26 protein-coding genes are annotated in these 26,261 nt (G+C 50.6%); 8 read left to right on the top strand and 18 right to left on the bottom strand.

Annotation, left to right across the window (positions count from 1 at the left end; all coding sequences use genetic code 11):
• Nucleotides 1-319: 319 nt before the first annotated feature.
• Genes M2371_RS03685 through yobA form a run of 3 tightly spaced genes read right to left on the bottom strand, consistent with a single transcriptional unit; the run spans nt 320 to nt 1,940 of the window.
• On the bottom strand, nt 320-661 hold the full coding sequence (locus M2371_RS03685) for a YebY family protein (protein WP_259266912.1): 342 nt from the start codon (nt 659-661) through the stop codon (nt 320-322).
• Nucleotides 662-687: 26 nt separating this feature from the next.
• Nucleotides 688-1,560 carry a copper homeostasis membrane protein CopD gene (gene copD / locus M2371_RS03680; RefSeq protein ID WP_259266911.1) on the bottom strand — a complete coding sequence of 291 codons (873 nt, stop codon included), beginning with the start codon at nt 1,558-1,560 and terminating at the stop codon, nt 688-690.
• Nucleotides 1,561-1,565: 5 nt separating this feature from the next.
• The gene (yobA, locus tag M2371_RS03675; protein WP_034495982.1) at nt 1,566-1,940 is read right to left on the bottom strand and encodes a CopC domain-containing protein YobA; all 375 of its coding nucleotides are present in this window, start codon (nt 1,938-1,940) and stop codon (nt 1,566-1,568) included.
• Between the two features lie 158 nt (nt 1,941-2,098).
• Here yobA and M2371_RS03670 point away from each other — a divergent pair, with 158 nt between their 5' ends.
• The 3 genes from M2371_RS03670 (at nt 2,099) to exoX (ending at nt 3,894) form a co-directional block, all read left to right on the top strand.
• Nucleotides 2,099-2,329 (top strand): DNA polymerase III subunit theta, encoded by a 231-nt coding sequence (locus M2371_RS03670; RefSeq protein WP_034495983.1) that lies wholly within the window; start codon nt 2,099-2,101, stop codon nt 2,327-2,329.
• 132 nt (nt 2,330-2,461) lie between these two features.
• Nucleotides 2,462-3,193, top strand: a complete 732-nt coding sequence (locus M2371_RS03665; protein WP_172893897.1) for a carbon-nitrogen hydrolase family protein — start codon at nt 2,462-2,464, stop codon at nt 3,191-3,193.
• 38 nt (nt 3,194-3,231) lie between these two features.
• Nucleotides 3,232-3,894 carry an exodeoxyribonuclease X gene (exoX, locus tag M2371_RS03660; RefSeq protein WP_259266910.1) on the top strand — a complete coding sequence of 221 codons (663 nt, stop codon included), beginning with the start codon at nt 3,232-3,234 and terminating at the stop codon, nt 3,892-3,894.
• A gap of 6 nt (nt 3,895-3,900) precedes the next feature.
• Here the strand turns inward: exoX and ptrB are convergent, their stop codons facing one another.
• The 3 genes from ptrB to M2371_RS03645 all read right to left on the bottom strand — a co-directional run bounded on the left by ptrB (nt 3,901) and on the right by M2371_RS03645 (nt 7,208).
• Nucleotides 3,901-5,949 (bottom strand): oligopeptidase B, encoded by a 2,049-nt coding sequence (ptrB, locus tag M2371_RS03655; protein WP_259266909.1) that lies wholly within the window; start codon nt 5,947-5,949, stop codon nt 3,901-3,903.
• A gap of 92 nt (nt 5,950-6,041) precedes the next feature.
• Nucleotides 6,042-6,740 carry a tellurite resistance TerB family protein gene (locus M2371_RS03650; protein WP_172893895.1) on the bottom strand — a complete coding sequence of 233 codons (699 nt, stop codon included), beginning with the start codon at nt 6,738-6,740 and terminating at the stop codon, nt 6,042-6,044.
• Between the two features lie 117 nt (nt 6,741-6,857).
• Entirely contained in the window at nt 6,858-7,208 is a 351-nt protein-coding gene (locus M2371_RS03645) for a YebG family protein (RefSeq protein ID WP_172893894.1), read from the bottom strand.
• A gap of 139 nt (nt 7,209-7,347) precedes the next feature.
• Between M2371_RS03645 and purT the strand changes: the two genes are divergently transcribed.
• Nucleotides 7,348-8,526: a formate-dependent phosphoribosylglycinamide formyltransferase gene (gene purT, locus M2371_RS03640; RefSeq protein ID WP_259266908.1), complete on the top strand. Its 1,179-nt coding sequence runs from the start codon at nt 7,348-7,350 to the stop codon at nt 8,524-8,526.
• Between the two features lie 154 nt (nt 8,527-8,680).
• Here the strand turns inward: purT and M2371_RS03635 are convergent, their stop codons facing one another.
• The 3 genes from M2371_RS03635 to zwf form a co-directional block, all read right to left on the bottom strand.
• The gene (locus tag M2371_RS03635; RefSeq protein ID WP_034455128.1) at nt 8,681-9,319 is read right to left on the bottom strand and encodes a bifunctional 4-hydroxy-2-oxoglutarate aldolase/2-dehydro-3-deoxy-phosphogluconate aldolase; all 639 of its coding nucleotides are present in this window, start codon (nt 9,317-9,319) and stop codon (nt 8,681-8,683) included.
• A gap of 62 nt (nt 9,320-9,381) precedes the next feature.
• A complete protein-coding gene (gene edd, locus M2371_RS03630) occupies nt 9,382-11,193 on the bottom strand; it encodes a phosphogluconate dehydratase (RefSeq protein ID WP_259266907.1) in 1,812 nt (603 codons plus the stop codon).
• A gap of 379 nt (nt 11,194-11,572) precedes the next feature.
• Nucleotides 11,573-13,048 (bottom strand): glucose-6-phosphate dehydrogenase, encoded by a 1,476-nt coding sequence (zwf, locus tag M2371_RS03625; RefSeq protein ID WP_034495997.1) that lies wholly within the window; start codon nt 13,046-13,048, stop codon nt 11,573-11,575.
• Nucleotides 13,049-13,403: 355 nt separating this feature from the next.
• Between zwf and M2371_RS03620 the strand changes: the two genes are divergently transcribed.
• Together M2371_RS03620 and pyk are read left to right on the top strand one after the other, a co-directional pair.
• Nucleotides 13,404-14,273, top strand: coding sequence for a MurR/RpiR family transcriptional regulator (locus M2371_RS03620; RefSeq protein WP_034495998.1), 870 nt, complete (start codon nt 13,404-13,406; stop codon nt 14,271-14,273).
• Nucleotides 14,274-14,403: 130 nt separating this feature from the next.
• Entirely contained in the window at nt 14,404-15,846 is a 1,443-nt protein-coding gene (gene pyk / locus M2371_RS03615; protein ID WP_034496000.1) for a pyruvate kinase, read from the top strand.
• Nucleotides 15,847-15,904: 58 nt separating this feature from the next.
• On the opposite strand, the gene lpxM is transcribed toward pyk, so the two are convergent.
• From lpxM to znuA, 3 genes are all read right to left on the bottom strand, one after another.
• On the bottom strand, nt 15,905-16,879 hold the full coding sequence (gene lpxM / locus M2371_RS03610; protein WP_259266906.1) for a lauroyl-Kdo(2)-lipid IV(A) myristoyltransferase: 975 nt from the start codon (nt 16,877-16,879) through the stop codon (nt 15,905-15,907).
• Between the two features lie 123 nt (nt 16,880-17,002).
• Entirely contained in the window at nt 17,003-18,325 is a 1,323-nt protein-coding gene (gene mepM / locus M2371_RS03605) for a murein DD-endopeptidase MepM (RefSeq protein WP_115628154.1), read from the bottom strand.
• Nucleotides 18,326-18,340: 15 nt separating this feature from the next.
• Complete coding sequence (gene znuA, locus M2371_RS03600; protein WP_259266905.1) at nt 18,341-19,285, bottom strand: zinc ABC transporter substrate-binding protein ZnuA; 945 nt, start codon at nt 19,283-19,285, stop codon at nt 18,341-18,343.
• Between the two features lie 79 nt (nt 19,286-19,364).
• Between znuA and znuC the strand changes: the two genes are divergently transcribed.
• Both znuC and znuB read left to right on the top strand, forming a co-directional pair.
• Nucleotides 19,365-20,120, top strand: a complete 756-nt coding sequence (znuC, locus tag M2371_RS03595; RefSeq protein WP_259266904.1) for a zinc ABC transporter ATP-binding protein ZnuC — start codon at nt 19,365-19,367, stop codon at nt 20,118-20,120.
• Nucleotides 20,117-20,902, top strand: a complete 786-nt coding sequence (znuB, locus tag M2371_RS03590) for a zinc ABC transporter permease subunit ZnuB (protein ID WP_034496005.1) — start codon at nt 20,117-20,119, stop codon at nt 20,900-20,902. The genes znuC and znuB overlap by 4 nt, the downstream gene beginning before the upstream one ends.
• A 48-nt stretch (nt 20,903-20,950) precedes the next feature.
• On the opposite strand, the gene ruvB is transcribed toward znuB, so the two are convergent.
• From ruvB to aspS, 6 genes are all read right to left on the bottom strand, one after another.
• Complete coding sequence (gene ruvB, locus M2371_RS03585) at nt 20,951-21,961, bottom strand: Holliday junction branch migration DNA helicase RuvB (RefSeq protein WP_259266903.1); 1,011 nt, start codon at nt 21,959-21,961, stop codon at nt 20,951-20,953.
• A 21-nt stretch (nt 21,962-21,982) separates the two neighbouring features.
• Nucleotides 21,983-22,594, bottom strand: a complete 612-nt coding sequence (ruvA, locus tag M2371_RS03580; RefSeq protein ID WP_034496009.1) for a Holliday junction branch migration protein RuvA — start codon at nt 22,592-22,594, stop codon at nt 21,983-21,985.
• A 79-nt stretch (nt 22,595-22,673) separates the two neighbouring features.
• Nucleotides 22,674-23,195 (bottom strand): crossover junction endodeoxyribonuclease RuvC, encoded by a 522-nt coding sequence (ruvC, locus tag M2371_RS03575; protein ID WP_034496011.1) that lies wholly within the window; start codon nt 23,193-23,195, stop codon nt 22,674-22,676.
• Complete coding sequence (locus M2371_RS03570) at nt 23,195-23,938, bottom strand: YebC/PmpR family DNA-binding transcriptional regulator (protein ID WP_034496310.1); 744 nt, start codon at nt 23,936-23,938, stop codon at nt 23,195-23,197. Before M2371_RS03570 ends, ruvC begins: the two co-directional genes overlap by 1 nt.
• Before the next feature lie 19 nt (nt 23,939-23,957).
• Nucleotides 23,958-24,407, bottom strand: a complete 450-nt coding sequence (gene nudB / locus M2371_RS03565) for a dihydroneopterin triphosphate diphosphatase (RefSeq protein WP_034496013.1) — start codon at nt 24,405-24,407, stop codon at nt 23,958-23,960.
• Nucleotides 24,408-26,180, bottom strand: coding sequence for an aspartate--tRNA ligase (gene aspS, locus M2371_RS03560; protein ID WP_259266902.1), 1,773 nt, complete (start codon nt 26,178-26,180; stop codon nt 24,408-24,410).
• Nucleotides 26,181-26,261: the final 81 nt, after the last annotated feature.

Here is a 26,261-nt window from a genome sequence, read left to right as displayed (position 1 = left end):
GAAAGTGAAGTTTTGGTCTTTCTTGGGTAAACACCGCTAAGCGGTTGTTTTAAATGACAGATAAAAAAAGACCGAATACGATTCCTATATTCGGTCCAGGGAAATGGCTCTTGGGAGAGAGCCGTGCGCTAAAAGTTGGCATTAATGCAGGCAGACTTCGCCTTGCCTTCTAAGAATAGATTACCGGCGCAGCTTTTCCAGTCCGGCGCAAAAGTGTTCGGAAAAAAACTGTGTTACAGGTGACATTTTAGATTAAAACCGCAATAACCGGGTTCCGGATATTGCGGTTTTTTATTATAGATGATGAGGTTAAGCAGGCTTAGTTACACAATTTTTCGGCGCGTTCAATAAATGGTGCAAGACTCTTTTTTTGCCCTGGTTGTTTAGGGTCGTCAATTTGAATCACTGAAATCGGCTGGCCGGTGGTTTTACCGCTGGTAACTTGCTGTTGCGCAATGTCATTTAGCGGGTATTGCATTAATGTACTTGGGTTGATTGCAAACAAGGCATGCCCCGGACGGCAACTGAGCATCACCTCTTCACGGTTAAACGCCCAGTTATCTTTACCTATTTCAAAACGGCTAACGGTGATAATTTGTGGTGCTGCAAAAGCACTGCTAGTGCAAGCCAGCATCAGCAAAGTCAAAATACTTTTTTTCATGATTCTCTCTTGAGCTAATAACGCGATCAGTACGGTTCCCAGGTTGCGAAAATGCTAACCGCAAGGATCACCGCCACGGATAAAATGACTTCCAACCAGGTTAATTGAATAAACCGTTTTGTTGCCGCCGGAGCGCGATTAAAGCGCGGTACCAAAAAATAGCGGTTATATAGGGCGATGATAACCATCACGGCAACAAAGACAACTTTCATCAGCAAGAAGCGCACATAGTCGCTATCCAGTGGCAACGACCAACCTAAAATCATCAGGCTGTTGACGACACCACTGAGCAATACCGCTGCAACCGCTAAATGCCCGTAACGAGAAAAACGCATCATCGCGGTGATCGCCTCACCTCGCCAGCGCGGCTTTTTCGCCATACGCATACACATCAGCAGCGGCAATAAACCACCAGCCCACCAGCCCGCGCTCAGTAAATGCACCGCATGATTCAGACGTTGCAAGCCGCCGACGAAACCTTCGCGCATCGCCGCATGGCCGACGCCCGCCAGTAAAATAAGTTGCGCTGCCGCAAGAATAAGTAACATGGCCTGCAGGGTACGTGGTTTGAGTAACAGCACCGCAACCGTCACCACGCCGAGTAGGATCTGCCATAACCAGACGGAGCCAAAGCGCGTGCCAAGAACTGCCAGCCAGACTTGCGGATTAATCGCATCTGGCCAACCGCTTCCCATCATTCCCGCCTGCGCACATAACAACATTACGGCGCTCAGCATTGTCATCCATACAGCGGATTGCCACAGCCATTTCAGCCTGCGAATGAGAACCGGTTTGAATGCCTTAGGGGCTAATAATGAGCATGAAATGGTACTGCCCAGCAGTACCATTAAGGCGGTGAAATGAATGAATCGCAGCGCGATATAAAGAGAGGGCAACATTCGGTTTATTTCACCGAGAAGTGGTAATTCCCTTTTGTCTTATGCCCATCGACCGACACGACATGCCAGTCGACCTGATAGTCACCCGGCTTCAGAGCTTCTTCAACAGGAACAATCAGCTGCTTCTCATCTTTTTCATTGCGCTTCGCAGTGCCCGTTTTTACCGCAGCTTGCTGTGGCCCGGTCAACGTGAGTCCGCTAAAATTCGCCTCAACACCTTCAGAGAAATTAAGGGTAATTGCCTGTGGTGAAGCCGTTACCGCAGCATCTGCCGCAGGATATTGATGTTTTAAATGCGCGTGTGCCAAGGCAGAGCCGGAAGCTGTGAGGGCGGTAAACAATGTAGCGATGGTTAAGAGACGAGTTCGAGTGAAAGCCATATCAACTATTCCTTTTTCTTATTCGAGACGGCAAAAGGATAACCTTGAGTGCTGGCTAAGTCGAGATGAGAACAGCTATCAATGATTGAATATTGCCGTAAAGGGTTGTCATCCACGGCAGCAACCAGTACCTTTGCGGCACAAAACAGGAGGCCGATATGAACCACAATCTTGCTGAATTACCCCAGGACGAAATGGATAAGATCAATGTTGATCTTGCTGCTGCAGGCGTTGCCTTTAAAGAGCGTTACAACATGCCAGTTATTGCCGAAGTTGTTGAGCGCGAACAGCCGGCGCATTTGCGAGATTGGTTCCGGGAACGTTTGATTGCACACCGTCTGGCTTCCGTTAATCTGTCACGACTTCCATACGAACCTAAAGTGAAATAAAAATCCGCTGCCTTAAACTTCCTGACAAAAATGGTGTTAAGATTTTTCTCGGTAAAAGACTGAGAAACACAGGAATTACCTGTTTAGGCCATAGGATGATGGCCGTTGGGTAGATTGATTAAGGAAGAACGTATGCCTGTCTGGAATGTTGCAGCGGCGCAGTATGGCGCCACCCTCGATGACCTCGACTCGAATATCTCACATCATTTAGAATTTATCCGGTGTGCTGTACGCGAACAAATTGACCTTCTGATTTTCCCAGAGCTTTCTCTCACCGGATTCAATATAGAAAATCACCACGCTTGCTCCCTTCCCTTTACTGATGAACGCCTTAACCCTTTGCAAAATGCAGCCGTAGAACACCAAATGACCATTGTGGTGGGTTTACCTTTGCAATGCGAAAAAGGCGTTACGGCTGGTTCGGTTGGTTTTTTGCCCGATGGTTCCCGCGTTGCATGTTGTAAACCTACCAGCAACGATATGGACCTGCCCGGACAACACACACCCTTAGTCGGCTTACATAACCGTAGTGTGGCGATGGGCTTTAGCACCGGCAGTGATGAAGAAACCTGGCCGCGCAGTGCAGCTGAAATGGGGGCGAGTCTTTATGCCACCGGAAAATTCATCAACGAAATCAGCTACCAACAAGACGAAATGTATTTGCAGCGTTGGGCGCATAAGTACAATTTGCCGGTATTACTGGCAAATCATGCCTGGTCGGATGGGAAATATCGTTCAGCCGGGCGTAGCGCATGTTGGGACGATCGCGGCGAATTAGTGGTTCGTGCCGACCATGGCGAGTTGTTAGCTGTCGGTCGTCGTGACGCAAAAGGTTGGCATGGAGAAATCATTCCATTACGCTAGCGTATTAATGAAATCAGCAAAGATGTGATGGAGTCAGTATGCTGCGCATTATTGATACGGAAACCTGTGGCTTGCAGGGCGGCGTGGTAGAAGTAGCATCCGTCGATATCGTCAACGGCGAGATAGTGAATCCGATGAGCGATCTGGTGCGTCCGGATCGCCCGATCAGCCATCAGGCCATGGCAATCCATAGAATTACTGAAGATATGGTGGCGGATAAACCGTGGATTGAAGATGTGATCCCCCGTTACTACGGCAGCCCCTATTACGTTGCGCATAACGCCAGTTTCGACCAGCGAATGTTGCCTGAATTGCCCAATAGCGAGTGGATTTGTACCGTGAAACTCGCGCGCCGCTTATGGCCGGGAATTAAATACAGCAACATGGGTTTATACAAATCACTCAAACTTGAAGTGGAAACCCCGGCCGGACTTTATCATCACCGGGCACTGTTTGATTGCTACATAACCGCCGCGTTACTGCTGCGGATTATGGATGAATCAGGCTGGGAGCCTGAGCAGATGGTGACGATTACTGGCCGCCCGGCATTGGTTTCCACCATGGCGTTTGGCAAGTATCGTGGCAAACCGATTTCAGAAATCGCCGAGCAAGATCCGGGCTATTTACGCTGGATGTTAAATAACATCAAAGAATTAGCCCCGGACCTCAGAATGACGCTCAAACATTATCTCGAAAACTAAACACCGTTACCCTGGCAGCGTCCCCTGCGCCAGGGCAATCAGGAACGCATATTCCAACGCAACACCTTCGTAAGATTTAAATCGCCCCGATTTCCCGCCATGCCCCGAGTCCATATCGGTACATAACAACAGCAAATTATCATCGGTGCGCATTTCGCGCAGCTTCGCCACCCATTTTGCAGGCTCCCAGTATTGCACCTGCGAATCATGCAAACCGGTGGTGACTAACATATGCGGATAGGCTTGAGCGGTGATTTGATCGTAAGGGCTGTATTGTTTGATGTAGTGATAATATTCCGCATCCTGAGGATTCCCCCACTCTTCAAACTCCCCGGTAGTCAAAGGAATCGACTCGTCCAACATGGTAGTGAGCACATCGACAAATGGCACCTGCGCCACAACGCCATGGAACAACTCAGGGCGCATATTGATTGCCGCGCCGACTAACAGGCCACCTGCGCTTCCTCCCATCGAATAGAGCAAGTTTTCATCGCCATATCCCAACTTCAATAACGCATCACAGACGTCGAGATAATCGTTGAAGGTGTTCATTTTTTTCAGGTACTTGCCATCTTCGTACCACTGTTGACCCAGTTCACCGCCACCGCGCACATGGGCGATCGCAAACACAAAGCCGCGATCTAACAGGCTCAGACGACTGCTACTGAAATCAGCGTCCATACTGCTGCCGTATGAACCATAGCCGTAAACCAGCAACGGGTTTTTACCGCGCTGGAAATGTTCGCGATGGTAAACCAGGGAGACCGGCACCTGCACGCCATCACGCACCGTTACCCACAAATGTTCGCTTTTGTAACGGCTGGACTCAAACCCTGCGACTTCGGTCTGTTTTATTACCCGCCGTTCGCCGGTATCCATATCGAGTTCAAACAGGGTATCAGGCATTGTCATTGACGAATAACCGTAGCGTAGCCGTGAAGATTCCGGCTCGGGATTATGCCCAAGCCAGGTCACGTAAGCTGGGTCGTCAAAAGCAATACCGGTCACTTCACGCGTTTTGCGGTTGATTTGCCGCAGGCTGGTCAGCCCTTGTTGGCGCTCCTCAACCACCAGCCAGTCGGTAAATAATGTGAACCCTTCCAGCATGACGTTTTCACGCGGCGGGATCAGCACTTCCCACTGACTTTCATCGCGCACTTTACTGCGATACAAACCAAAGTTTTTACCCTCGCGATTGGAGCGCAAATAGAAGTTATGTTGGAAGTGATCAAGCGTGTACTCATGATCTTTGCGGCGCGGGGCAAAACTTAAAGGCTGCGCATCCACCAGCTCGGCATCTAACAGCAGCACTTCACTGGTCGTGGCGCTTCCCAGATATATGAGGATGAAATGCTTCGAGGTGGTTTTATGAACGCTGACATAAAACATCTCGTCTTTTTCTTCATAAACCAATTGGTCCTCAGAAGATGGATGCCCCACGGTGTGCCGCCAGACCTGATACGGCAACAGCGTTTTGGGATGTTTTCGCACGTAGTAAAGCGTTGCGGAGTCATTAGCCCAGACAAAACTGCTGGAGACGTTTTCCAGCACCTCCGGGTACCAGTTCCCGGTTTCAAGATTGCGGAAACGCAAACCATACTGGCGGCGGGACAGGAAATCCTCCGCCAGCGCCATCACCGTATTGTCGGGTGTAATGCTCATTCCACCCATGGTGTAAAATTCGCTGTGGGCAGCACGGCGATTGCCATCAACCAGCGTACTCCACTCATCCCATTCGGCAGAAACCGCAGACTGGCGCTGATAAATCGCGTATTCATTCCCGGTTTCAAAAATCTGACGATAACGATAGCCATTTTGCGTATAGGGCGCGGAGATATCTCGTTGCGGGATACGGTCGATCATCTCTTTGAGCAGGCGTTCCTGTAACGCCTGTTGGGTGCTCATCACCTGATGACCGTAATCATTTTCCTGATGAAGGTAATCAAGTACCTGCGCATCACCACGCTCGTCGTCGCGCAACCAGTAATAGTTATCGACGCGGGTATCACCGTGCATAGACAGGGTGTGGGGGATTTTTTTTGCTTTTGGTGGCATGTCATTTTTCTTTTTGAGTTAACACCCTGTAAGGGTGGCAAATTCAGACAGCCTTGCAAGCGTAACGTGGGATTTTGCGGAAAATGCCGGGATTATCCCGGCAGGTTGAGTTTCTGTTGCTTAATATCTTGTTCGATACCTTCACGTACATCTTGCGGGATTTTTAACGCATCGCCTAAAGCATTCAGATAACTGCGCTCCATAAAGTGGTCGATGTCGATTGCCGCGCAGCTAAGGAAGTAAAGTTCTAATGCTTCTTCTTCGTTATTAACGCCTTGCACCAGCCGCTGAGGATCAAGCGGTTGATCGATAGCCTGTTGAATCAGGTTGCGGCCCTGGCCTTCAATGCCTGCATCACGCAGTTGCTGATCGATAATCTGACGTTCTTTATCGTCGATGTGCCCGTCACTTTTAGCGGCAAAAACCAGCGCCATGACCAGGCGCTGCGTGCGCACATCAACCGGAGATTGTTGCTGTCCGAATTGTGGTTCACCCTGATGGGCTTCACGAACGCGGTCTTTGTATTTATTCCACAACACGCTTCCGGCAACCGCACCACCACCTGCCAGTAAGGCGCTGGTGCCGTATTTAGTCAGTAACTTACGCGATGATTTGCTCGCCAGTAATAAACCCGCCAAACCACCCAGAGCACCCGGCACCAGTAATTTACTTAGCCCCTGCGAACCATTTCCCTGAGGATTACCAGAGGATTGATTCTGGCCTGTATGATTTTGTACGGATTGTGTAGCTTGCCCCAGCATTGACTGAAGCTGCTGTAACCAGTTGCTCATAAGAGACACCCTTTATTAGGAACCTAACATCTGAGGTTAAGCGAAAGGCTGTCAAGAAGTGTCTGATAAGGCTAAAGATGAGAAAAGAACCGCGCCGGTAGCCCGACGCGTGCGAACTCAGGCCGCTTTGGTGCGCTTGCGAGGATGCTCAGCCACCTTATCGTCAGGAGCAGCTTCCTCAGAAATCACTTCGTCGCCAGATGTTTCGTCAGCCGCATCCGTCGTTTCAAGCTCTGGCAATTTGCCGCTTCTCAGCACTGTAGAGAGCACATCTTTATTTTCTGCCATCCACATCGCCAGCACATCACCTTGCCCTTCTTCAAGTGCAACCGGGCTATGTGTGAGCCATTCACCCAGGACTTCAGCAAGATCGAGCATTTTGTCATAGGCGTCTGCATCTTTTTTACTGGCAAAAGACATTTTTTCTTGCCCCTCTCGTACCACAACGTATTTGATTTCAACCGCCATTTTGCAGCTCCGTTTAACTGTTTATTTAAACAGTGTAATGATATTAACCCTGTATCGCAAGCGGGGAAAAAAACTGCGTACGCAAACGTTTTCGTTTATAATCCGCCGGTCTATTTTTCTCCGTTCGGGTATACATATTATGTCAATTTTGGGAACAGCGCTTCGTCCTTCGGCGACTCGTGTGATGTTGTTAGGATCAGGTGAATTAGGAAAAGAAGTGGCGATTGAGTGTCAGCGCCTTGGGCTGGAAGTGATTGCCGTAGACCGCTACGCCGATGCGCCTGCGATGCATGTCGCGCACCGCAGCCATGTCATTAATATGCTGGATGGCGCAGAGCTTAAAAAGCTGGTTGCCAGAGAAATGCCTGATTTCATCGTTCCCGAAATTGAAGCGATTGCCACCGATATGCTGGTTGAGCTTGAGCAGCAAGGCCAGCGTGTGGTGCCTTGCGCCAGAGCCACACAACTGACGATGAACCGCGAAGGTATTCGTCGCCTGGCCGCGGAGGATTTAACTCTTCCCACCTCCAGCTACCGTTTTGCCGACAGCGAAGCGGCGTTCTTAAAAGCCGTTGAAGAAATCGGCCTGCCTTGCATCGTTAAACCAGTAATGAGTTCTTCCGGCAAAGGGCAAAGTTTTATCCGCACAGCAGATCAGTTAGCCAAAGCATGGGCCTACGCACAAGAAGGCGGCCGAGCTGGCAAAGGCAAAGTGATTGTCGAAGGCGTGGTGAATTTTGATTTCGAAATCACTCTGTTGACCATTAGTGCCGTCGATGGCGTGCATTTCTGCGCCCCGGTTGGCCATCGTCAGGAAGATGGCGATTATCGCGAATCCTGGCAGCCACAAAAAATGAGCGACGTTGCTTTGACTCGTGCTCAGGAAGTCGCTGAGAAAGTCGTAAAAGCGTTGGGCGGCTACGGGCTGTTTGGCGTTGAGTTGTTCGTTTGCGGTGATGAAGTTATTTTCAGCGAAGTCTCCCCTCGCCCACACGATACCGGCATGGTGACGCTGATTTCCCAGGACTTGTCAGAATTTGCATTGCATGTCCGCGCTTTCCTCGGCTTGCCAATTGGTGATATTCGCCAGTATGGTCCCGCAGCTTCTGCGGTCATTCTCCCGGAATTATCCAGCGACAACGTTCAGTACGGCAATGTGGGTGCTGCGGTAGGTGCGGGTTTGCAGGTACGTCTGTTTGGTAAACCGGAGATTAACGGCAAGCGTAGGATGGGTGTTGCACTGGCAACGGGTTCCAGCGTGGAAGATGCCATTGCACGTGCTATTGCAGCAACCAAAGCGGTGATCGTTAAAGGATAAAAAAAACCCCGCTCAATTGAGCAGGGATTTTAATAACACAAATCATTCGAGTCGTAGGAAGGCGGCAAGAGAACGAATCCCCGGGAGCATAGATAACTATGTGACCGGGGTGAGTGAACGTAGCCAACGCATCTACGGCTCGAAGAATGAAGTCTTATTTAGCGCCTTCGACAGCTTCACGGGCCAGAGTAGTGATGCGATCGTAATCGCCAGCTTCCAGCGCATCAGCCGGAACCAACCAAGAACCACCGATACACAGAACGCTTTTCAGCGCCAGGTAGTCACGGTAGTTTGCCGGTGTGATCCCGCCAGTTGGGCAGAAACGAACCTGAGAGAATGGGCCTGCGATAGCTTGCAGCGCTTTGGTGCCGCCATTTGCTTCAGCCGGGAAGAATTTGAATTCTTTCAAGCCGTAGTCCAGGCCCAGCATCAGTTCAGAAACAGTGCTGATACCCGGGATCAATGGAATGGAACCTTCGGTAGCTGCTTTCAACAATGGCTCAGTCAGGCCTGGGCTGATGGCGAACTGCGCGCCAGCTTCGGTCACTTCTGCCAGTTGCTCTGGGTTCAGAACGGTACCCGCACCAATAATCGCTTCTGGTACTTCTTTAGCGATAGCGCGAATTGCGTCCATTGCACATGGAGTACGCAGAGTCACTTCCAGAACGCGCACGCCGCCAGCAACTAATGCTTTAGCCATCGGTACTGCGTGTTCCAGTTTGTTAATTACGATAACCGGGACAACCGGTCCTGTTTTCAGGATCTGTTCCGCAGTAGTTTTCCAGTTTTTCATCTCAAGCCTCTTCAACCAACTTTATAATTCGTTTCCAGCGCAGCAAGTGCTACATCCGGTCCTTAAAATTTAATGCAGGTCGCGCCCTGTTCCGCGCCAGATAACTGTTCGCGTAACGCGCTAAATAGTTCACGGCCGGTACCAACACGATCCGCGCTGAGATCCGGGTGATATGCAGTGCGTTTTTCAAGCTCGGCATCATCGACCAGCAATGTCAGTTCACCCGTTTGACCGTTGACGCGAATCATATCGCCATCACGGACTTTTGCCAGCAGCCCACCATCATACGCTTCTGGGGTAACATGGATTGCAGAGGGCACCTTACCTGAAGCACCCGACAGCCTTCCATCAGTGACTAACGCTATTTTGAAACAGCGGTCCAATAATACCCCAAGTGGCGGCATAAGTTTATGTAATTCTGGCATGCCGTTCGCTTTTGGCCCTTGATGACGGACAACTACCACGCAATCACGGTCAAGCAGGCCTGCTTCGAAGGCCGGTAATACGTCATGCTGGCTTTCAAAAATCACCGCTGGCGCTTCGATAACCTGGTTTTCTACAGGGACAGCAGACGTTTTCATCACGGCTCGACCCAGGTTGCCGCTAAGTACTTTTGTACCGCCATGTTTTGAGAAAGGCTTATCGAAGGTGGCGATAACATCAGTATCGAGTGCGGTAGTTGCACCTTCACGCCAGGCCAGTTGGCCGTTATCCAGCCATGGCTCCATGGTGTAATGATGCAGACCGAAGCCCGCGACAGTGTTCACGTCTTCGTGCAACAAACCGCCTTTGAGCAATTCGCGCATCAGCACAGGAACACCACCGGCAGCCTGAAAGTGGTTAATGTCAGCCGGGCCGTTTGGATACAACTTCGCCAGCAACGGCACCACATCTGAAAGGTCGGAGAAATCATCCCAGTTGATGATAATGCCCGCTGCACGCGCCATCGCCACCAGGTGCATGGTGTGGTTGGTTGAGCCGCCTGTCGCCAGCAACGCAACAATGCCGTTGACCACGACTTTCTCATCAATCATTTTGCCGATGGGCATCCACTCGTTGCCGTTTCCGGTCAGACGAGTGACCTGGCGTGCAGCGGCGGCGGTTAATTCATGGCGCAGTGGCGCATCTGGGTGAACAAATGAAGAACCAGGCAATTGCATCCCCATAAACTCAACCACCATCTGGTTGGTATTGGCGGTGCCATAAAATGTGCAGGTACCCGGCGCGTGATAAGACGCCGCTTCTGATTCCAGCAATGCGAGGCGGTCAACTTTGCCTTCGGCATACAGCTGGCGAATACGCACTTTTTCTTTATTGGGTAAACCACTGGCCATTGGGCCTGATGGCACAAATACCGCCGGGAGATGGCCAAATGACAATGCTGCCATGGTTAAACCTGGGACGATTTTATCGCAAACGCCGAGGTACAACGCGCCATCGAACATGTTATGAGACAGGCCGATTGCGGTAGACATCGCAATAATTTCGCGGCTGAGCAATGACAGTTCCATGCCATCCTGCCCCTGGGTCACGCCGTCGCACATAGCGGGAACTCCGCCTGCAACTTGCCCTACCGCGCCAACCGAATGCAGCGCTTTACGAATTTGATCGGGATAGTATTCATACGGCTGGTGCGCGGAAAGCATGTCGTTATAGGAGGTGATGATCGCAATGTTGTTACGCAGCATACTTTTCAGCGCAGCTTTATCTTCTGGCTGACAGGCCGCAAAGCCGTGGGCTAAATTTCCACAGGCAAGCTCTGAACGATGTACGGTTTTACTCTTCGCTTTTTCAATTCTCGCCAGATAAGTTTCACGGGTCTCACGAGAGCGTTCAACGATGCGTTTTGTTACGCGTAACAAATTAGGATTCATAACAGTTCCTCAAAAAGTGGCTGCCGTCGCTTTGGGCAGGTGGTCGACGTTACCGGCTCTGTTTTCTTCTCGTGAGGCGGCAATCCGTACCATCAGGGCAAAATCGCTTCAGCTAGTGTAAATAAAAAAGCCCTGCTGGTGAATCCAGTCAGGGCTTTTAAATTAAAAAATTTGCACCACTTTGGTGTTAGATCATGTTACCGGTAAAATATGAATCATTTGTTACACGATTTTTGCCAAATCCGAGGAGTTTAATCTCCTAAATCATTCGAGTTGCATTGAGGCGGCGACGCAGCGAATCCCCAGGAGCTTACACAAGTAAGTGACTGGGGTGAGCGAGGAAAGCCAACGAAGAGGCAACTCGAAGGATGACGGAGATTTATTCGAACTCGTTCCACGAACGCCCATCACGGGTGATCATCGCAACTGAGGCAACTGGCCCCCAGGTACCGGCCTGGTACGGCTTCGGTGCATCGTTATCGGCAGCCCATGCTTCAGTGATGGAGTCGACCCATTTCCACGCTTCTTCTACTTCATCACGACGCACGAACAGTGCCTGAATCCCACGCATGGTTTCCAGCAACAGGCGCTCGTAAGCATCTGCCAGATGTGATTCGTTGAAGGTTTCGGAGTAGCTCAAATCAAGCTTAGTGGTTTGCAGGTTGTGCTTGTGCTCAAGCCCTGGAACCTTGTTAAGCACCTGAATATCCACGCCTTCATCCGGTTGCAGACGAATAGTGAGCTTGTTCTGCGGCAGATCCTGCCAGGAATCTTTAAACAGGTTTAAAGATGGGCTTTTGAAATAGACCACGACTTCAGAACATTTAGTCGGCAGACGCTTACCGGTACGCAGGTAGAATGGCACACCGGCCCAACGCCAGTTGTCGATATCTACGCGGATAGCGACAAAAGTTTCAGTGCTGCTGCTTTTGTTCGCCCCTTCTTCTTCCAGATAACCTGGGACTTTTTTACCTTGCGCAAAACCTGCGGAGTATTGGCCGCGTACGGTTTTCTCACGCACATTACTGCGATCGATACGGCGCAGAGATTGCAGGACTTTTACTTTCTCGTCGCGGATATGGTCAGCGGTAAGGTCTGATGGCGGAGACATGGCAATCATGCACAGAATTTGCAGCAGGTGGTTTTGAATCATGTCGCGCATCTGCCCGGCCTGATCAAAGTAACCCCAGCGCCCTTCAATCCCCACTTCTTCGGCCACAGTGATTTCCACGTGATCGATAGTTTTGTTATCCCAGTTATTCGCAAACAAGGAGTTAGCAAAACGTAGCGCCAACAGGTTCAGAACCGTTTCTTTACCTAAGTAATGGTCGATACGGTAAACCTGGCATTCCTCAAAATACTCACCAACCTGGTTGTTGATTTCCTGAGAAGTCGCAAGCGAAGTACCCAGTGGTTTTTCCATCACGACACGCGCAGGTTTAGCATTCAGCTTCGCCTTGCCCAGACCTTTACAGATTGCGCCAAAGGTATTCGGTGGCATCGCAAAGTAGTTGATGGTGACGCGATTTTGCTGATCGAGCATCTTACCGAGTTTGGTAAAAGCGGCAGTGTCGTTGACATCCAGATTGCAAAAATCCAGACGGCTGCTCAACTTGTCCCACAGGCTTTCGTCGATCTTTTCCTTCATGAAGGTTTCAATCGCTTCGCGCACAACTTTGGTATAAGCCTCTTTATCCCACTCAGCGCGGCCCACACCCAGGATGCGTGTATCCGGGTGGATTTGCCCCGCTTTTTCTAGCTGATACAGGGATGGCAGCAGTTTCCGACGCGCAAGGTCGCCTTTTGCACCGAAAATCACCAGGTCACATGCCTGAGCTGTCTGCGTTACCGCCATGTCTATTCTCCTCGTTTCAGGTATCTAGTACCGAGTCGCTCTTGTAATTTTATTACAGAACAATGTACTGCTTTTGATGAATCCAGGTAAGTCTTCAGGCATTATTTGATCGCATTCATGAGCAAGATTTGGCCACCAGTGCCATTTCACGGCGATGTATCGTGAATTTTCTGACGACTTGTTGTCGATGTCTATCGTGCCTAAAGTTAGACACTGATCATGTAATGAAAAAAAACAACATCATTACCCTGATTAACTTGCCCCTTCACGGAGTGGCAAGAGTATATTCTTGCTAAATCGTGCTGCGATTTCTCCAATTGCTGAAATCGACAAAATCCATGAGTGCCGGACACCTATGAATATGCTGGACAAAATCCAGTCCCAACTGGAACACCTTAGCAAATCAGAACGTAAAGTCGCAGAAGTGATTCTTACCGCACCACAAGATGCCATTCACTCAAGCATTGCCACCCTCGCCCGCAGTGCTGAAGTCAGTGAACCGACCGTCAACCGCTTCTGCCGCCGTCTGGAAACTAAGGGCTTCCCGGATTTTAAATTACATTTAGCCCAAAGTCTGGCGAATGGCACACCTTATGTAAACCGGAATGTTGACGAAGACGATAGCGTTGAAGCCTATACCGGCAAAATTTTCGAATCTGCAATGGCGAGTCTTGACCAGGTCAGGCAATCGCTGGATATGGCAGCGGTCAATCGCGCTGTAGATTTACTCACCCAGGCAAAAAAAATCGCCTTTTTTGGTTTGGGTTCCTCTGCCGCCGTTGCACATGACGCCATGAACAAATTCTTCCGTTTCAATGTCCCCGTCATCTATTCCGACGATGTCGTTTTACAGCGCATGAGCTGCATGAATTGCAGCGAAGAAGATGTCGTTGTCCTTATTTCGCACACCGGTCGGACAAAAAACCTGGTTGAACTTGCCCAACTGGCGCGGGAAAACGACGCCATTGTACTGGCGATAACGTCCGAAGGTTCGCCACTGGCTCGCGAGGCCACGCTTTCTTTATTACTCGACGTTCCTGAAGATACCGATATCTATATGCCAATGGTGTCACGACTGGCGCAGCTAACAGTAATAGATGTGCTGGCGACCGGTTTTACATTACGTCGTGGCGCAAAATTCAGAGATAACTTGAAGCGAGTCAAAGAAGCGCTCAAGGAATCGCGTTTTGATAAGGGTATGTTCGTCTCTGGCGAAAATACCTAAGTTTTTATAACAAAGCTGTAACTTTTTAGGTCATTCGGTTAAGTTGTTGTTTTGAAATTTTCAAGCACCCTGACTCACCGAATTTTTTGTTAACGCAACACCAAAGTTGTTTCAGTCAACGGAGTAATACATGTCCAGACGGCTACGTAGAACCAAAATCGTTACCACTTTAGGCCCAGCTACCGACCGCGACAATAATCTGGAAAAGATTATCGCTGCTGGCGCAAACGTGGTGCGTATGAACTTTTCACATGGCACCGCAGAAGATCATCAGATCCGTGCTGATAAAGTTCGTGAAATTGCCGCGAAACTGGGTCGTCATGTCGCTATTCTGGGCGATTTGCAAGGACCAAAAATTCGTGTATCCACTTTTAAAGAAGGCAAAGTCTTCCTTAATATTGGTGATAAATTCCTGCTTGATGCCAACCTGGGCAAAGGCGAAGGCGACAAAGAAAAAGTCGGTATCGACTACAAAGGTTTGCCTGCTGACGTCGTGACCGGCGATATCCTGCTGCTTGATGATGGTCGCGTTCAGTTAAAAGTCCTTGAAGTTCAGGGTATGAAAGTGTTTACAGAAGTCACCGTGGGTGGCCCGCTGTCGAATAATAAAGGTATCAACAAGCTGGGTGGCGGCCTGTCCGCTGAAGCGCTGACCGACAAAGACAAAGCCGACATTTTGACTGCGGCAAAAATCGGCGTCGATTATCTGGCGGTTTCTTTCCCTCGCTGTGGTGAAGACATTAACTACGCTCGCCGTCTGGCGCGTGATGCAGGTTGTGACGCGAAGATTGTTGCGAAAGTCGAACGTGCAGAAGCCGTTTGCAGCGAAGCCGCGATGGACGATGTTATCCTGGCCTCCGACGTAGTAATGGTTGCTCGTGGCGACCTGGGTGTTGAAATCGGCGATCCTGAGCTGGTCGGTATTCAAAAGACTCTGATTCGCCGCGCGCGTAAGCTGAACCGTGCGGTTATCACTGCGACTCAAATGATGGAGTCGATGATTACCAACCCAATGCCAACTCGTGCAGAAGTTATGGACGTAGCGAACGCCGTTCTGGATGGTACAGATGCGGTAATGCTGTCTGCTGAAACGGCGGCAGGTCAATATCCGGCTGAAACCGTTGCTGCGATGGCGCGTGTTTGCCTGGGCGCTGAGAAAATCCCAAGCATCAACGTTTCTAAGCACCGCCTGGACGTTCAGTTCGACAATACAGAAGAAGCCATTGCGATGTCTGCAATGTATGCAGCAAACCACCTGAAAGGTGTGACTGCCATCATCACCATGACCGAGTCTGGCCGCACCGCATTGATGACTTCACGTATCAGCTCCGGTTTGCCAATCTTCGCTATGTCTCGCCATGAGCGCACACTGAACCTCACCTCTTTGTACCGCGGCGTTACGCCTGTGTATTTCGACAGCACCAGCGACGGCGTTATTGCCGCAACCGATGCGGTCAATCTGCTGCGCGACAAAGGCTACCTGGTTTCTGGCGATCTGGTTATCGTTACCCAGGGTGATGTAATGAGTACCATTGGTACCACCAACACCACGCGTATTCTGTGTGTTGAGTAATTCATCCACAGCATAAAAGCAAAAGGGGCCGATTGGCCCCTTTATCATTTCTTATTCTTTATTTCTTAGGATACAACTCTTTACGCTGGTAGGGTTCGGTCTCCCCCTCTTTGCGGGTTTTAAGCAGTTTTAAAATCCAGGTGTACTGCTCAAGATTTGGTCCCACTAAAATTTCGACTTCTTCGTTCATGCGCCGGGCAATGGTGTTGTCATCGGCTTCAAGTAAATCATCCATCGGCGGGCGAATATAAATATCCAGACGATGCGTTTTCCCGTTGTACACCGGGAAAAGTGGCACTACCCGTGCACGCGACACTTTCATTAAACGCCCAATGGCTGGCAGTGTGGCTTTATAAGTCCCGAAGAAATCCACAAATTCGCTGTGCTCCGCGCCATGATCCTGATCGGGAAGATAATATCCCCAGTACCCCTGACGCACCGAGCTAATAAACGGCTTAATCCCATCGTTACGCGCGTGCAAACGTCCACCAAAACGACGGCGCACGGTATTCCACATATAGTCAAAAAGCGGGTTGCCCTGGTTATGGAACATCGCCGCCATTTTTTGGCCCTGGGACGCCAATAACATCGCGGGGATGTCTACGGCCCAACCATGCGGAACGAGGAAAATAACGTTCTCTTCGCGTTGTTTTATCTCTTCAATAATCTCTAAACCATGCCAGTCAACACGCGGCATGATTTTTTGCGGGCCTTTAATCGCCAGCTCCGCCATCATCACCATCGCTTGCGGGGCGGTGGCAAACATCTCGTCGATGACCGCTTCACGCTCTGCTTCAGGCATATCAGGGAAGCAATACAATAAGTTAATTTGCGCGCGACGGCGGGCACTTTTCCCAAAGCGTCCGGCAAGGCACCCTACTTTACCCAGTAGAGGATCGCGTAATGAAGGCGGTAACATTGCCAGTCCAGCGAACGCGCCAACGCCTAACCAGGCGCCCCAAAATTTCGGATGCAAGAAGGCGTTTTGAAATTCTGGAATGAACTCACTGTGACTTTTTTTTGCTTTTTCCATGCATATTCTCAGTACAGCATCAAATCATTGATGACATGAATTTGTAAGTATATTAGCGGGGTAATGCCCATCAGACAAAGAAAAAGCCGGTCACTGAGTACCGGCTTTTTTCACACAGCTTAATTAATTGAATCTAAGCTGTGGTGTAACTTCACGAACCTGCGCCAGATAATCACTACGATCTGAACCGGTTAGCCCTTCGGTACGCGGTAGTTTCGCGGTTAATGGATTGACCGCCTGCTGGTTAACCCACACTTCGTAGTGCAAATGCGGCCCAGTTGAACGCCCGGTATTTCCGGAAAGCGCGATACGATCACCACGTTTAACTTTTTGACCAGGCTGAACCAGCAGTTTCTTCAGGTGCATGTAACGCGTGGTATAAGTGCGACCGTGACGGATAGCAACAAAATAACCGGCAGCGCCGCTGCGTTTTGCCATCACCACTTCGCCATCACCCACTGACAGCACTGGCGTACCCTGAGGCATCGCAAAATCAACACCCTTGTGCGGAGCCACACGGCCCGTTACCGGGTTGAGGCGGCGCGGGTTAAAGTTTGACGAGATACGGAACTGCTTGGCCGTTGGGAAACGCATAAAGCCTTTAGCCAGTCCGGAACCGTTACGGTCGTAGAATTTACCGTCTTCCGCACGAATGGCGTAATAATCTTTACCACTGCTGCGCAAACGAACGCCGACCAGCTGGCTTTGCTCACGCTTTCCATCAAGCATTTCACGGGACATGAGGACAGAGAATTCATCGCCTTTTTTCAGTTTGCGGAAGTCCATCTGCCACTGCATAGCTTTGATAACCGCGCTGATTTCAGCACTGGTTAAACCGGCGTCTTTCGCACTGCTGACAAAACTGCCGCCAACCGTGCCTTTGAGCACATTATTGACCCACTCGCCTTGCTGCATTTCACTGCTGAGTTTGAAAGTACTGCCTGAACGGTCGTAAGTACGGGTTTCACGACGCGACATTTCCCACGTCATGCGCTGTAATTCGCCGTTATCGTTGAGCGTCCAGGAAATTTGTTGACCAATTTTCAGATTACGCAGGTCTTTATCCACTGCGGCAAGCTGGCCGATATCGCCCATATCAATGCCGTACTGGTTAAGAATGCTGCTAAGCGTATCCCCTGTGGAGACAACATACTCATGAACACCGGTTTCACCCGCTGTTTTATCATCGAGTTCATCTTGAGGGATGGTGTCATCTTCGGCGTCCGGGGACTGATCAAGCGGTTCACTGGCTTCAGGAAGTAACGAGCGAATCTCGTTTTTCTCAAGCTCAATGGTTTTGATAACGGGGCTGGCTTCAGGATGATAGACGTACGGTCGCCAGACAGCGACCGCAAGTGTAAGAACTGTAAGAGACCCCAGCATAACGCGATGGGGCCGGGACAAATTGTCGAATGCCAGGGCGACAGAGCGGGCTATCTGTTGCACGTATTCACTTCCTCACTATTCTCCTTTCAGGCAGCTCGCATACTGATTCGCAAGCCCGTTCAAAAACTGCATATAGCTGTCTTTGCCGAGCTTAACCTCAATCCCCAGCGGGTCCAGCGTTCCGGAACGAACGTTAGTGCCACGGGCAACGGCATTGATGACGGCTGGCCTGAATTGCGGTTCAGCAAAAACGCATACGGCTTTTTGCTCAACCAACTGTGTTCTGATGTCATGTAAACGCTGCGCACCGGGCTGAATTTCAGGGTTTACGGTAAAATGGCCAAGCGGCGTTAGACCGTAATGTTTTTCAAAGTAGCCATAAGCGTCGTGAAAAACGAAATACCCTTTTCCTTTGAGCGGTGCGAGCACGCTACCAACTTGCTTATCGATATTGGCTAATCCTAACTCGAAAGTCTGCAAGTTGGCGTCTAGTTTGGCTCTATTTTGGGGCATAAGTTCCACTAATTTATCGTGGATTGCAACCGCCGACAGCCGCGCTACCTCTGGGGAAAGCCAAATATGCATGTTGTATTCACCGTGATGGTGATCTTCGTCACTATTTTCGGCTGAATGGTCATGACCTTCATGGCCGTGGTCATCATCGTCGTCGCCTTTCATGAGCAACGGTTTTACGCCTGGCAAAGCCGCCAGTTGCACTTGTTTTTGTTCAGCTAATTGGCTGACTGACTTCTGCATGAAGGCTTCCATTTCTGGGCCGACCCACACCACTAAGTCCGCGCTTTGTAAGCGTTTTACATCAGATGGACGAAGTGCATAATCATGCTCAGAAGCACCGTCTGGCAGCAAAACTTCAGTTGGCGTGACGCCATCTGCGATTGCCGCAGCAATAAATCCTAATGGCTTGATAGAAGCAACAACGGCGGCCTGAGCCGGAGCGGCTGCGGCACCCAAAAATGCAGTTGTTAAAGCTGCGCAAAGAAATGAGTTTTTATGTAACATAATGCGACTTTTCATCGTTATGAATATGAGATGTGTGATATTATAACATCCGCTAACTTCTGCAACCCCTGAAATTGTCATGACAAATCTGGTATCACTGGAAAATATCTCTGTTTCATTCGGACAACGCCGCGTGCTGTCTGATATTTCGCTCGATCTCAAACCTGGCAGAATTTTAACGCTGCTGGGGCCAAATGGTGCAGGAAAATCGACGCTGGTTCGCGTGGTGCTGGGTCTGGTAGCACCGGATGAAGGTGTTATCAAGCGAGACCGCGATTTGCGTATAGGTTATGTGCCGCAAAAACTGCATCTCGATACCACGCTGCCGTTAACGGTGAGTCGATTTATGCGTTTACGCCCAGGCGTAAAAAAAGCAGATATTATGCCCGCGCTTAAACGCGTTCAGGCAGCTCACCTGATTGAAGCCCCAATGCAAAAGCTTTCCGGTGGTGAGAACCAACGTGTACTGCTGGCGCGCGCTTTATTAAATCAGCCACAGTTACTGGTGTTGGATGAACCCACCCAGGGTGTTGATGTTAATGGGCAACTGGCTCTCTATAACTTGATTGACCAATTGCGTCATGAGTTAAATTGCGCAGTGATGATGGTTTCCCACGACCTGCATTTAGTAATGGCAAAAACGGATGATGTGTTGTGTCTCAACCACCACATTTGCTGCTCTGGCACTCCGGAAGTGGTGTCGATGCATCCAGAATTTATTTCGATGTTTGGTGCGCGCGGTGCTGAGCAATTAGGGATTTACCGTCACCACCACAATCACCGTCACGATCTTACAGGACGTATTGTTTTGCGCAGAGGGAATGGCCAGCCATGATTGAATTGTTGTTGCCCGGCTGGCTTGCCGGGATTTTGCTGGCGTGTGCCGCTGGGCCATTAGGCTCGTTTGTTGTCTGGCGCAGGATGTCCTACTTTGGCGATACCCTCGCCCACGCTTCGTTGTTAGGCGTGGCATTTGGTCTGCTACTCAATATAAATCCGTTTTATGCGGTGATTGCCGTGACCTTAATGCTGGCTCTGGGTTTGGTGTGGCTTGAGAAGCGCCCGCATCTGGCACTGGATACGTTGCTGGGCATTATGGCGCACAGTGCCCTTTCTCTTGGCCTGGTGGTTGTCAGTTTAATGTCAAACGTACGCGTCGATTTGATGGCGTATCTGTTTGGCGATCTGCTCTCCGTGACAATGCCCGATATTATTTCTATTGCTTTGGGCGTCGCCGTGGTCGTTGGCGTGCTTCTCTGGCAGTGGCGAAATCTGTTGTCGATGACCATTAGCCCGGACCTGGCCCATGTTGATGGGGTTAATCTGCAACGCGTGAAGATGCTGTTAATGCTGGTAACGGCGCTAACTATCGGTGTGGCAATGAAATTTGTCGGCGCGCTGATCATCACTTCCCTACTGATTATTCCAGCGGCAACCGCACGTCGCTTTGCTCGTACACCGGAGCAAATGGCAGGTTTTGCAGTGATTATCGGGATGCTCTCAGTCACAGGTGGACTGACGTTTTCAGCGTTTTATGACACGCCCGCCGGGCCTTCAGTCGTGCTGAGTTCAGCGGTGTTGTTTGTGTTGAGTATGGCGAAGAAGCAAGCGGCTTAAAACAACCCTCATCCCAACCTTCTCCCTGAGGGAGAAGGAGATGGCGATTCATGGTAACGAGGGCGGCACAATCCCGAAGTGAGTCCAGGCTCTTGGTGTTGCCATTCGGCCACGAGGAGTACGTTGCAGGAAGCCCTGCTGAATCAAAAATGGCTCCAGCACATCTTCGATGGTTTCCCGTTCTTCCCCAATTGCAGCCGCAAGGTTATCCAGCCCCACCGGGCCACCGAGGAACTTGTCTATCACCGCCAGCAATAACTTGCGGTCCATATAGTCAAACCCTTCGGTATCCACGTTCAGCATATCTAACGCTTGCGAAGCAATGTCACCATTAATGGTGCCATCATGTCTGACTTCCGAAAAATCACGTACGCGGCGCAATAAGCGGTTAGCAATACGCGGTGTACCACGCGCTCGTTTCGCCACTTCGAATGCGCCCTCTTCGCTCATCTCAAGCCCCAGTACACTCGCGCTGCGGCCTACAATGTGCTGCAAATCAGCGACCTGGTAAAACTCCAGACGCTGCACAATGCCGAAACGATCACGCAGTGGCGAAGTCAACGAGCCTGCACGAGTCGTCGCGCCAATCAGGGTAAAAGGCGGCAAATCAATTTTAATCGAACGTGCCGCCGGGCCTTCACCAATCATGATATCGAGCTGATAATCTTCCATTGCTGGATACAGCACTTCTTCAACAACGGGCGATAAACGGTGGATTTCATCGATAAAGAGAACGTCATGGGGTTCAAGATTGGTCAGCATGGCTGCCAAATCCCCTGCTTTTTCCAGCACCGGGCCGGAAGTGGTTCGCAGATTCACACCCATTTCATTGGCGACAATATTCGCCAGCGTCGTTTTACCCAACCCTGGCGGGCCGAAAATTAACAGATGATCGAGCGCATCCCCACGCAGTTTCGCCGCCTGGATGAAAATCTCCATTTGCGATGTGACCTGCGACTGGCCGACATAATCCGCCAGGAAACGCGGGCGAATTGCGCGGTCAATTAACTCATCAGGGGTGATGGTGTCTGGCGATACCAGACGGTCTGCTTCAATCATCCTTTCTCTACCTCAGGGGCTTCAAAGTGCGGCACGGAGCGCTTCGCGGATCAGGGTTTCACAATCGGCACCCGCTTTGCCTACTTTGCTCACCATACGACTCGCTTCTTGTGGTTTATAGCCCAGCGATACCAGTGCGGCAACTGCTTCCTGTTCAGCGTCGTCAGTGACTCCACTTTCCGGTGCAGTCAATACCAGATCTGATGCCGGGGTAAACAGATCGCCATGCATGCCTTTGAAGCGGTCTTTCATCTCAACAATTAAGCGCTCGGCGGTCTTCTTACCCACGCCAGGCAGCTTAACCAGCGAGCCAATCTCTTCACGCTCGACGGCGTTCACAAACTGTTGTGCCGACATACCAGAAAGAATAGCGAGTGCCAGTTTCGGGCCGACGCCATTGACTTTAATCAGCTCGCGGAACAGCGTGCGTTCTTGTTTGTTATTGAAACCGTAGAGCAACTGCGCGTCTTCACGCACCACAAACTGGGTAAACACCACCGCTTCTTTACCGATTTCCGGGAGTTCATAGAAACAGGTCATCGGCATATGGACTTCGTACCCCACGCCACCGACTTCCATAAGTACCAGCGGCGGCTGTTTTTCAAGGATGATGCCTCTGAGTCGACCAATCACAATATGCTCCTGCGTTTAGCGGTTATGCCAAAAATTTTGCTTATCATATAAAAAAGGCTGGATGAATATCCAGCCATATTTATTTTAATCGTCCCCGCGACAAATTAAGCCGCGTATCGCTCATCTGCATCGAGTTCTGCGTCACGTGGCAATGCGTGATAGCAATTGCCAGCGCATCTGCCGCATCCGCTTGCGGATTCGCGGAGAGTTTCAGCAAGGTGCGCACCATATGTTGCACCTGGCTTTTCTCCGCACTACCGATGCCCACCACCGTCTGTTTTACCTGACGAGCAGCATACTCAAACACCGGCAAATCATGGTTTACGGCGGCGACAATCGCCGCCCCACGAGCCTGACCGAGTTTCAAAGCAGAATCTGCATTCTTCGCCATAAATACCGATTCGATGGCGAAATATTCTGGCTGGAACTGGGTAATAATTTCGCTCACCCCCGCGTAGATAAGCTTCAAACGCGAGGGTAAGTCGGTCACCTGAGTACGGATACAGCCGCTACCCAAATAGGTAAGCTGCCGTCCGGTCTGGCGAATAACGCCATAACCGGTGACGCGCGATCCCGGGTCAATACCGAGAATGATCGCCATTACAGAGTTGCCGCAACCTCGTCAGAGATCTCGCCGTTGTGATAAACCTCTTGCACGTCATCGCAATCTTCCAACATGTCGATAAGGCGCATCAGTTTCGGTGCAGTTTCTGCGTCCATATCCGCTTTGGTAGATGGGATCATAGAAATTTCTGCTTCGTCGGCTTTCAGGCCTGCAGCTTCAAGCGCGTCACGTACCGCACCCATTTCTTCCCATGCGGTGAACACGTCAATTGCGCCGTCGTCATAAGAGACAACATCTTCAGCACCCGCTTCCAGCGCCGCTTCCATCACGGTGTCTTCATCTTTGCCTGGGGCATAAGAGATAACACCTTTTTTGGTGAACAGATAAGCTACAGAACCGTCAGTTCCCAGGTTGCCGCCACATTTATTGAACGCGTGACGCACTTCTGCCACGGTACGGTTACGGTTGTCACTCAGACATTCAACCATGACCGCAGAACCACCCGGACCGTAACCTTCATAGATGATGGTTTCCATGTTGGTATCTTCATCGCCACCCACACCACGTGCGATCGCACGGTTTAAGGTGTCACGCGTCATGTTGTTGGATAACGCTTTATCAATCGCTGCACGCAGACGTGGGTTAGAACCCGGATCACCACCGCCCAGACGGGCTGCTGTTACCAGCTCACGGATAATTTTGGTGAAAATTTTACCGCGTTTGGAATCCTGCGCTGCTTTGCGGTGCTTTGTGTTGGCCCACTTACTATGACCTGCCATAAAAATATCTCCAAAATGGCTACCTGGCGGCAGCATTAATTACAAACTCTTCAATCGCCTGCCGGTTGCTCCACGACTTAGTCATAGCCGCCGCAGCTGGTGCGTCCGTCCACTCCCAGGCCAGATGTTCCGAAATGGTTATCTGGCGTTCGTTTGGCAGCGCAAGACAGAACCAATATTCTGTGTTGCGCGTAATGCCCGGCGCATAGCGATGACGCAAATGTGTAAAAATCTCGAATTCCACGCAGCGTTGGCAGTCATTCAAGGTCAGATGCTCTGACTCAACGTCGATATCGACCTCTTCCTTTACTTCACGCTGCGCGGCATACAACGCGGTTTCACCTTCTTCTATGCTGCCGGTAACCGACTGCCAGAATTCAGGATCGTCGCGCCGCTGTAACATGAGCACCCGTCCGGTGTCTTGAGCATAAATGACCACTAACACCGAAACGGGAGGCTTAAAGGCCATTTATTCTTTCTCAGCCTTTTTAATCACTGCCACACCCAGTTCAGCCAGCGCTGTTGGGTTGGCGAAGCTTGGTGCTTCGGTCATCAGACACGCTGCTGCTGTAGTTTTAGGGAACGCGATAACATCACGGATGTTGTCGGTGCCGGTCAACAGCATAGTCAGACGATCCAGACCAAACGCCAGGCCCGCGTGTGGCGGTGTACCGTATTTCAGGGCGTCGAGCAGGAAGCCAAACTTTTCGCGCTGGTCTTCTTCCGTGATACCCAGAATGCCGAACACAGTCTGTTGCATCTGGCCGTTGTGGATACGTACGGAACCGCCGCCAACTTCGTAACCGTTGATAACCATATCGTAGGCGTTTGCCACAGCCGCTTCTGGATCTGCCGCCAGTTCTTCCGGGGACATATCTTTCGGGGCGGTGAACGGGTGGTGCATTGCGGTCAGGCCGCCTTCGCCGTTGTCTTCAAACATAGGGAAGTCGATAACCCACAGTGGTGCCCATGCTTTTTCATCGGTGATGCTCAGATCTTTACCGATTTTCAGGCGTAACGCGCCAAGTGCATCGGCAACTACTTTTTTGCTGTCTGCGCCGAAGAAGATCATGTCGCCATCTTGCGCACCAGTACGCTCCAGAATAGCTTCAACGATTTCAGCATTCAGGAACTTAGCCACAGGGCTAGTGATACCTTCGATGCCTTTCGCACGCTCGTTCACTTTGATGTAAGCCAGCCCTTTCGCGCCGTAAATCTCAATGAACTTGCCGTAGTCGTCAATCTGTTTACGGCTTAACTGTGCGCCACCTGGCACTCGCAGCGCTGCAACGCGGCCTTTAGCATCATTTGCCGGGCCCGCGAAGACTTTAAACTCAACGTCTTTGAGCAGGTCAGCAACGTCCACCAGCTCCATTGGGTTACGCAAATCTGGTTTGTCTGAACCGTAACGACGCTCCGCTTCTGCGAAAGTCATGATTGGGAAATCGCCCAGATCGACGTTTTTCACATCCAGCCACAGATCGCGCACCAGTTTTTCCATCACTTCACGCACTTGTGGCGCGGTCATGAAGGAAGTTTCGACGTCGATTTGAGTAAATTCAGGCTGACGGTCAGCACGTAAGTCTTCATCACGGAAGCACTTAACAATCTGATAGTAACGGTCAAAACCGGACATCATCAGCAGCTGTTTGAACAGCTGAGGGGATTGCGGCAACGCGTAGAATTTGCCTTTATGCACACGGCTCGGCACCAGGTAGTCACGCGCACCTTCCGGCGTGGCTTTGGTCAGCATTGGGGTTTCGATATCCAGGAAACCGTGGTCATCCATAAAGCGGCGCACGAAGCTGGTGATTTTCGCACGGGTCTTCAGGCGGTTCGCCATTTCAGGGCGACGCAGATCCAGGTAACGGAATTTCAAGCGCGCTTCTTCAGTGTTGACGTGGTTAGAGTCCAGCGGCAGCGCTTCGGAACGGTTGATGATGGTCAAATCGGTGGCGAAGACTTCTACCGCACCCGTTGCCATATCTTTATTGATGTTTTTTTCATCACGCGGGCGAACGGTACCGGTGATTTGGATGCAGAACTCATTACGCAGTTCGGAAGCAAGCTGGAAAGCATCCTGACGATCCGGGTCGAAAAACACCTGCACGATGCCTTCGCGATCGCGCATATCAATAAAGATAAGGCTACCGAGGTCACGACGACGATTGACCCAACCACACAGTGTTACTTGTTGTCCCACATGGGATTGATTGAGCTGCCCGCAATATACTGTACGCATGAGATATCCCTTAAATTAGCCGCTCACTGTCCATTACCTGCAACGGTGGCCACTATATTTGTCTGTATACCCTATAGCATT

It is taken from the genome of Buttiauxella sp. BIGb0471 (assembly GCF_024807715.1).
In the GTDB taxonomy this organism is placed as follows: Bacteria; Pseudomonadota; Gammaproteobacteria; order Enterobacterales; family Enterobacteriaceae; genus Buttiauxella; species Buttiauxella agrestis.
Note: the sequence above shows the minus strand (reverse complement) of the source record. Positions and strands in the feature narration are given on the sequence as shown.

What these genes read in the sequence shown, in the direction of transcription:
- ruvC (WP_034496011.1), bottom strand. Translation starts at nt 23,195, where the DNA reads ATGGCGATCATTCTCGGTATTGACCCGGGATCGCGCGTCACCGGTTAT.
- edd (WP_259266907.1), bottom strand. Translation starts at nt 11,193, where the DNA reads ATGAATCCTAATTTGTTACGCGTAACAAAACGCATCGTTGAACGCTCT.
- purT (WP_259266908.1), top strand. Translation starts at nt 7,348, where the DNA reads ATGTCAATTTTGGGAACAGCGCTTCGTCCTTCGGCGACTCGTGTGATG.
- M2371_RS03570 (WP_034496310.1), bottom strand. Translation starts at nt 23,938, where the DNA reads ATGGCAGGTCATAGTAAGTGGGCCAACACAAAGCACCGCAAAGCAGCG.
- pyk (WP_034496000.1), top strand. Translation starts at nt 14,404, where the DNA reads ATGTCCAGACGGCTACGTAGAACCAAAATCGTTACCACTTTAGGCCCA.
- M2371_RS03665 (WP_172893897.1), top strand. Translation starts at nt 2,462, where the DNA reads ATGCCTGTCTGGAATGTTGCAGCGGCGCAGTATGGCGCCACCCTCGAT.
- yobA (WP_034495982.1), bottom strand. Translation starts at nt 1,940, where the DNA reads ATGGCTTTCACTCGAACTCGTCTCTTAACCATCGCTACATTGTTTACC.
- M2371_RS03670 (WP_034495983.1), top strand. Translation starts at nt 2,099, where the DNA reads ATGAACCACAATCTTGCTGAATTACCCCAGGACGAAATGGATAAGATC.
- znuC (WP_259266904.1), top strand. Translation starts at nt 19,365, where the DNA reads ATGACAAATCTGGTATCACTGGAAAATATCTCTGTTTCATTCGGACAA.
- ruvB (WP_259266903.1), bottom strand. Translation starts at nt 21,961, where the DNA reads ATGATTGAAGCAGACCGTCTGGTATCGCCAGACACCATCACCCCTGAT.
- M2371_RS03685 (WP_259266912.1), bottom strand. Translation starts at nt 661, where the DNA reads ATGAAAAAAAGTATTTTGACTTTGCTGATGCTGGCTTGCACTAGCAGT.
- ptrB (WP_259266909.1), bottom strand. Translation starts at nt 5,949, where the DNA reads ATGCCACCAAAAGCAAAAAAAATCCCCCACACCCTGTCTATGCACGGT.
- znuA (WP_259266905.1), bottom strand. Translation starts at nt 19,285, where the DNA reads ATGTTACATAAAAACTCATTTCTTTGCGCAGCTTTAACAACTGCATTT.
- M2371_RS03650 (WP_172893895.1), bottom strand. Translation starts at nt 6,740, where the DNA reads ATGAGCAACTGGTTACAGCAGCTTCAGTCAATGCTGGGGCAAGCTACA.
- M2371_RS03645 (WP_172893894.1), bottom strand. Translation starts at nt 7,208, where the DNA reads ATGGCGGTTGAAATCAAATACGTTGTGGTACGAGAGGGGCAAGAAAAA.
- exoX (WP_259266910.1), top strand. Translation starts at nt 3,232, where the DNA reads ATGCTGCGCATTATTGATACGGAAACCTGTGGCTTGCAGGGCGGCGTG.
- M2371_RS03620 (WP_034495998.1), top strand. Translation starts at nt 13,404, where the DNA reads ATGAATATGCTGGACAAAATCCAGTCCCAACTGGAACACCTTAGCAAA.
- lpxM (WP_259266906.1), bottom strand. Translation starts at nt 16,879, where the DNA reads ATGGAAAAAGCAAAAAAAAGTCACAGTGAGTTCATTCCAGAATTTCAA.
- M2371_RS03635 (WP_034455128.1), bottom strand. Translation starts at nt 9,319, where the DNA reads ATGAAAAACTGGAAAACTACTGCGGAACAGATCCTGAAAACAGGACCG.
- zwf (WP_034495997.1), bottom strand. Translation starts at nt 13,048, where the DNA reads ATGGCGGTAACGCAGACAGCTCAGGCATGTGACCTGGTGATTTTCGGT.
- copD (WP_259266911.1), bottom strand. Translation starts at nt 1,560, where the DNA reads ATGTTGCCCTCTCTTTATATCGCGCTGCGATTCATTCATTTCACCGCC.
- nudB (WP_034496013.1), bottom strand. Translation starts at nt 24,407, where the DNA reads ATGGCCTTTAAGCCTCCCGTTTCGGTGTTAGTGGTCATTTATGCTCAA.
- znuB (WP_034496005.1), top strand. Translation starts at nt 20,117, where the DNA reads ATGATTGAATTGTTGTTGCCCGGCTGGCTTGCCGGGATTTTGCTGGCG.
- aspS (WP_259266902.1), bottom strand. Translation starts at nt 26,180, where the DNA reads ATGCGTACAGTATATTGCGGGCAGCTCAATCAATCCCATGTGGGACAA.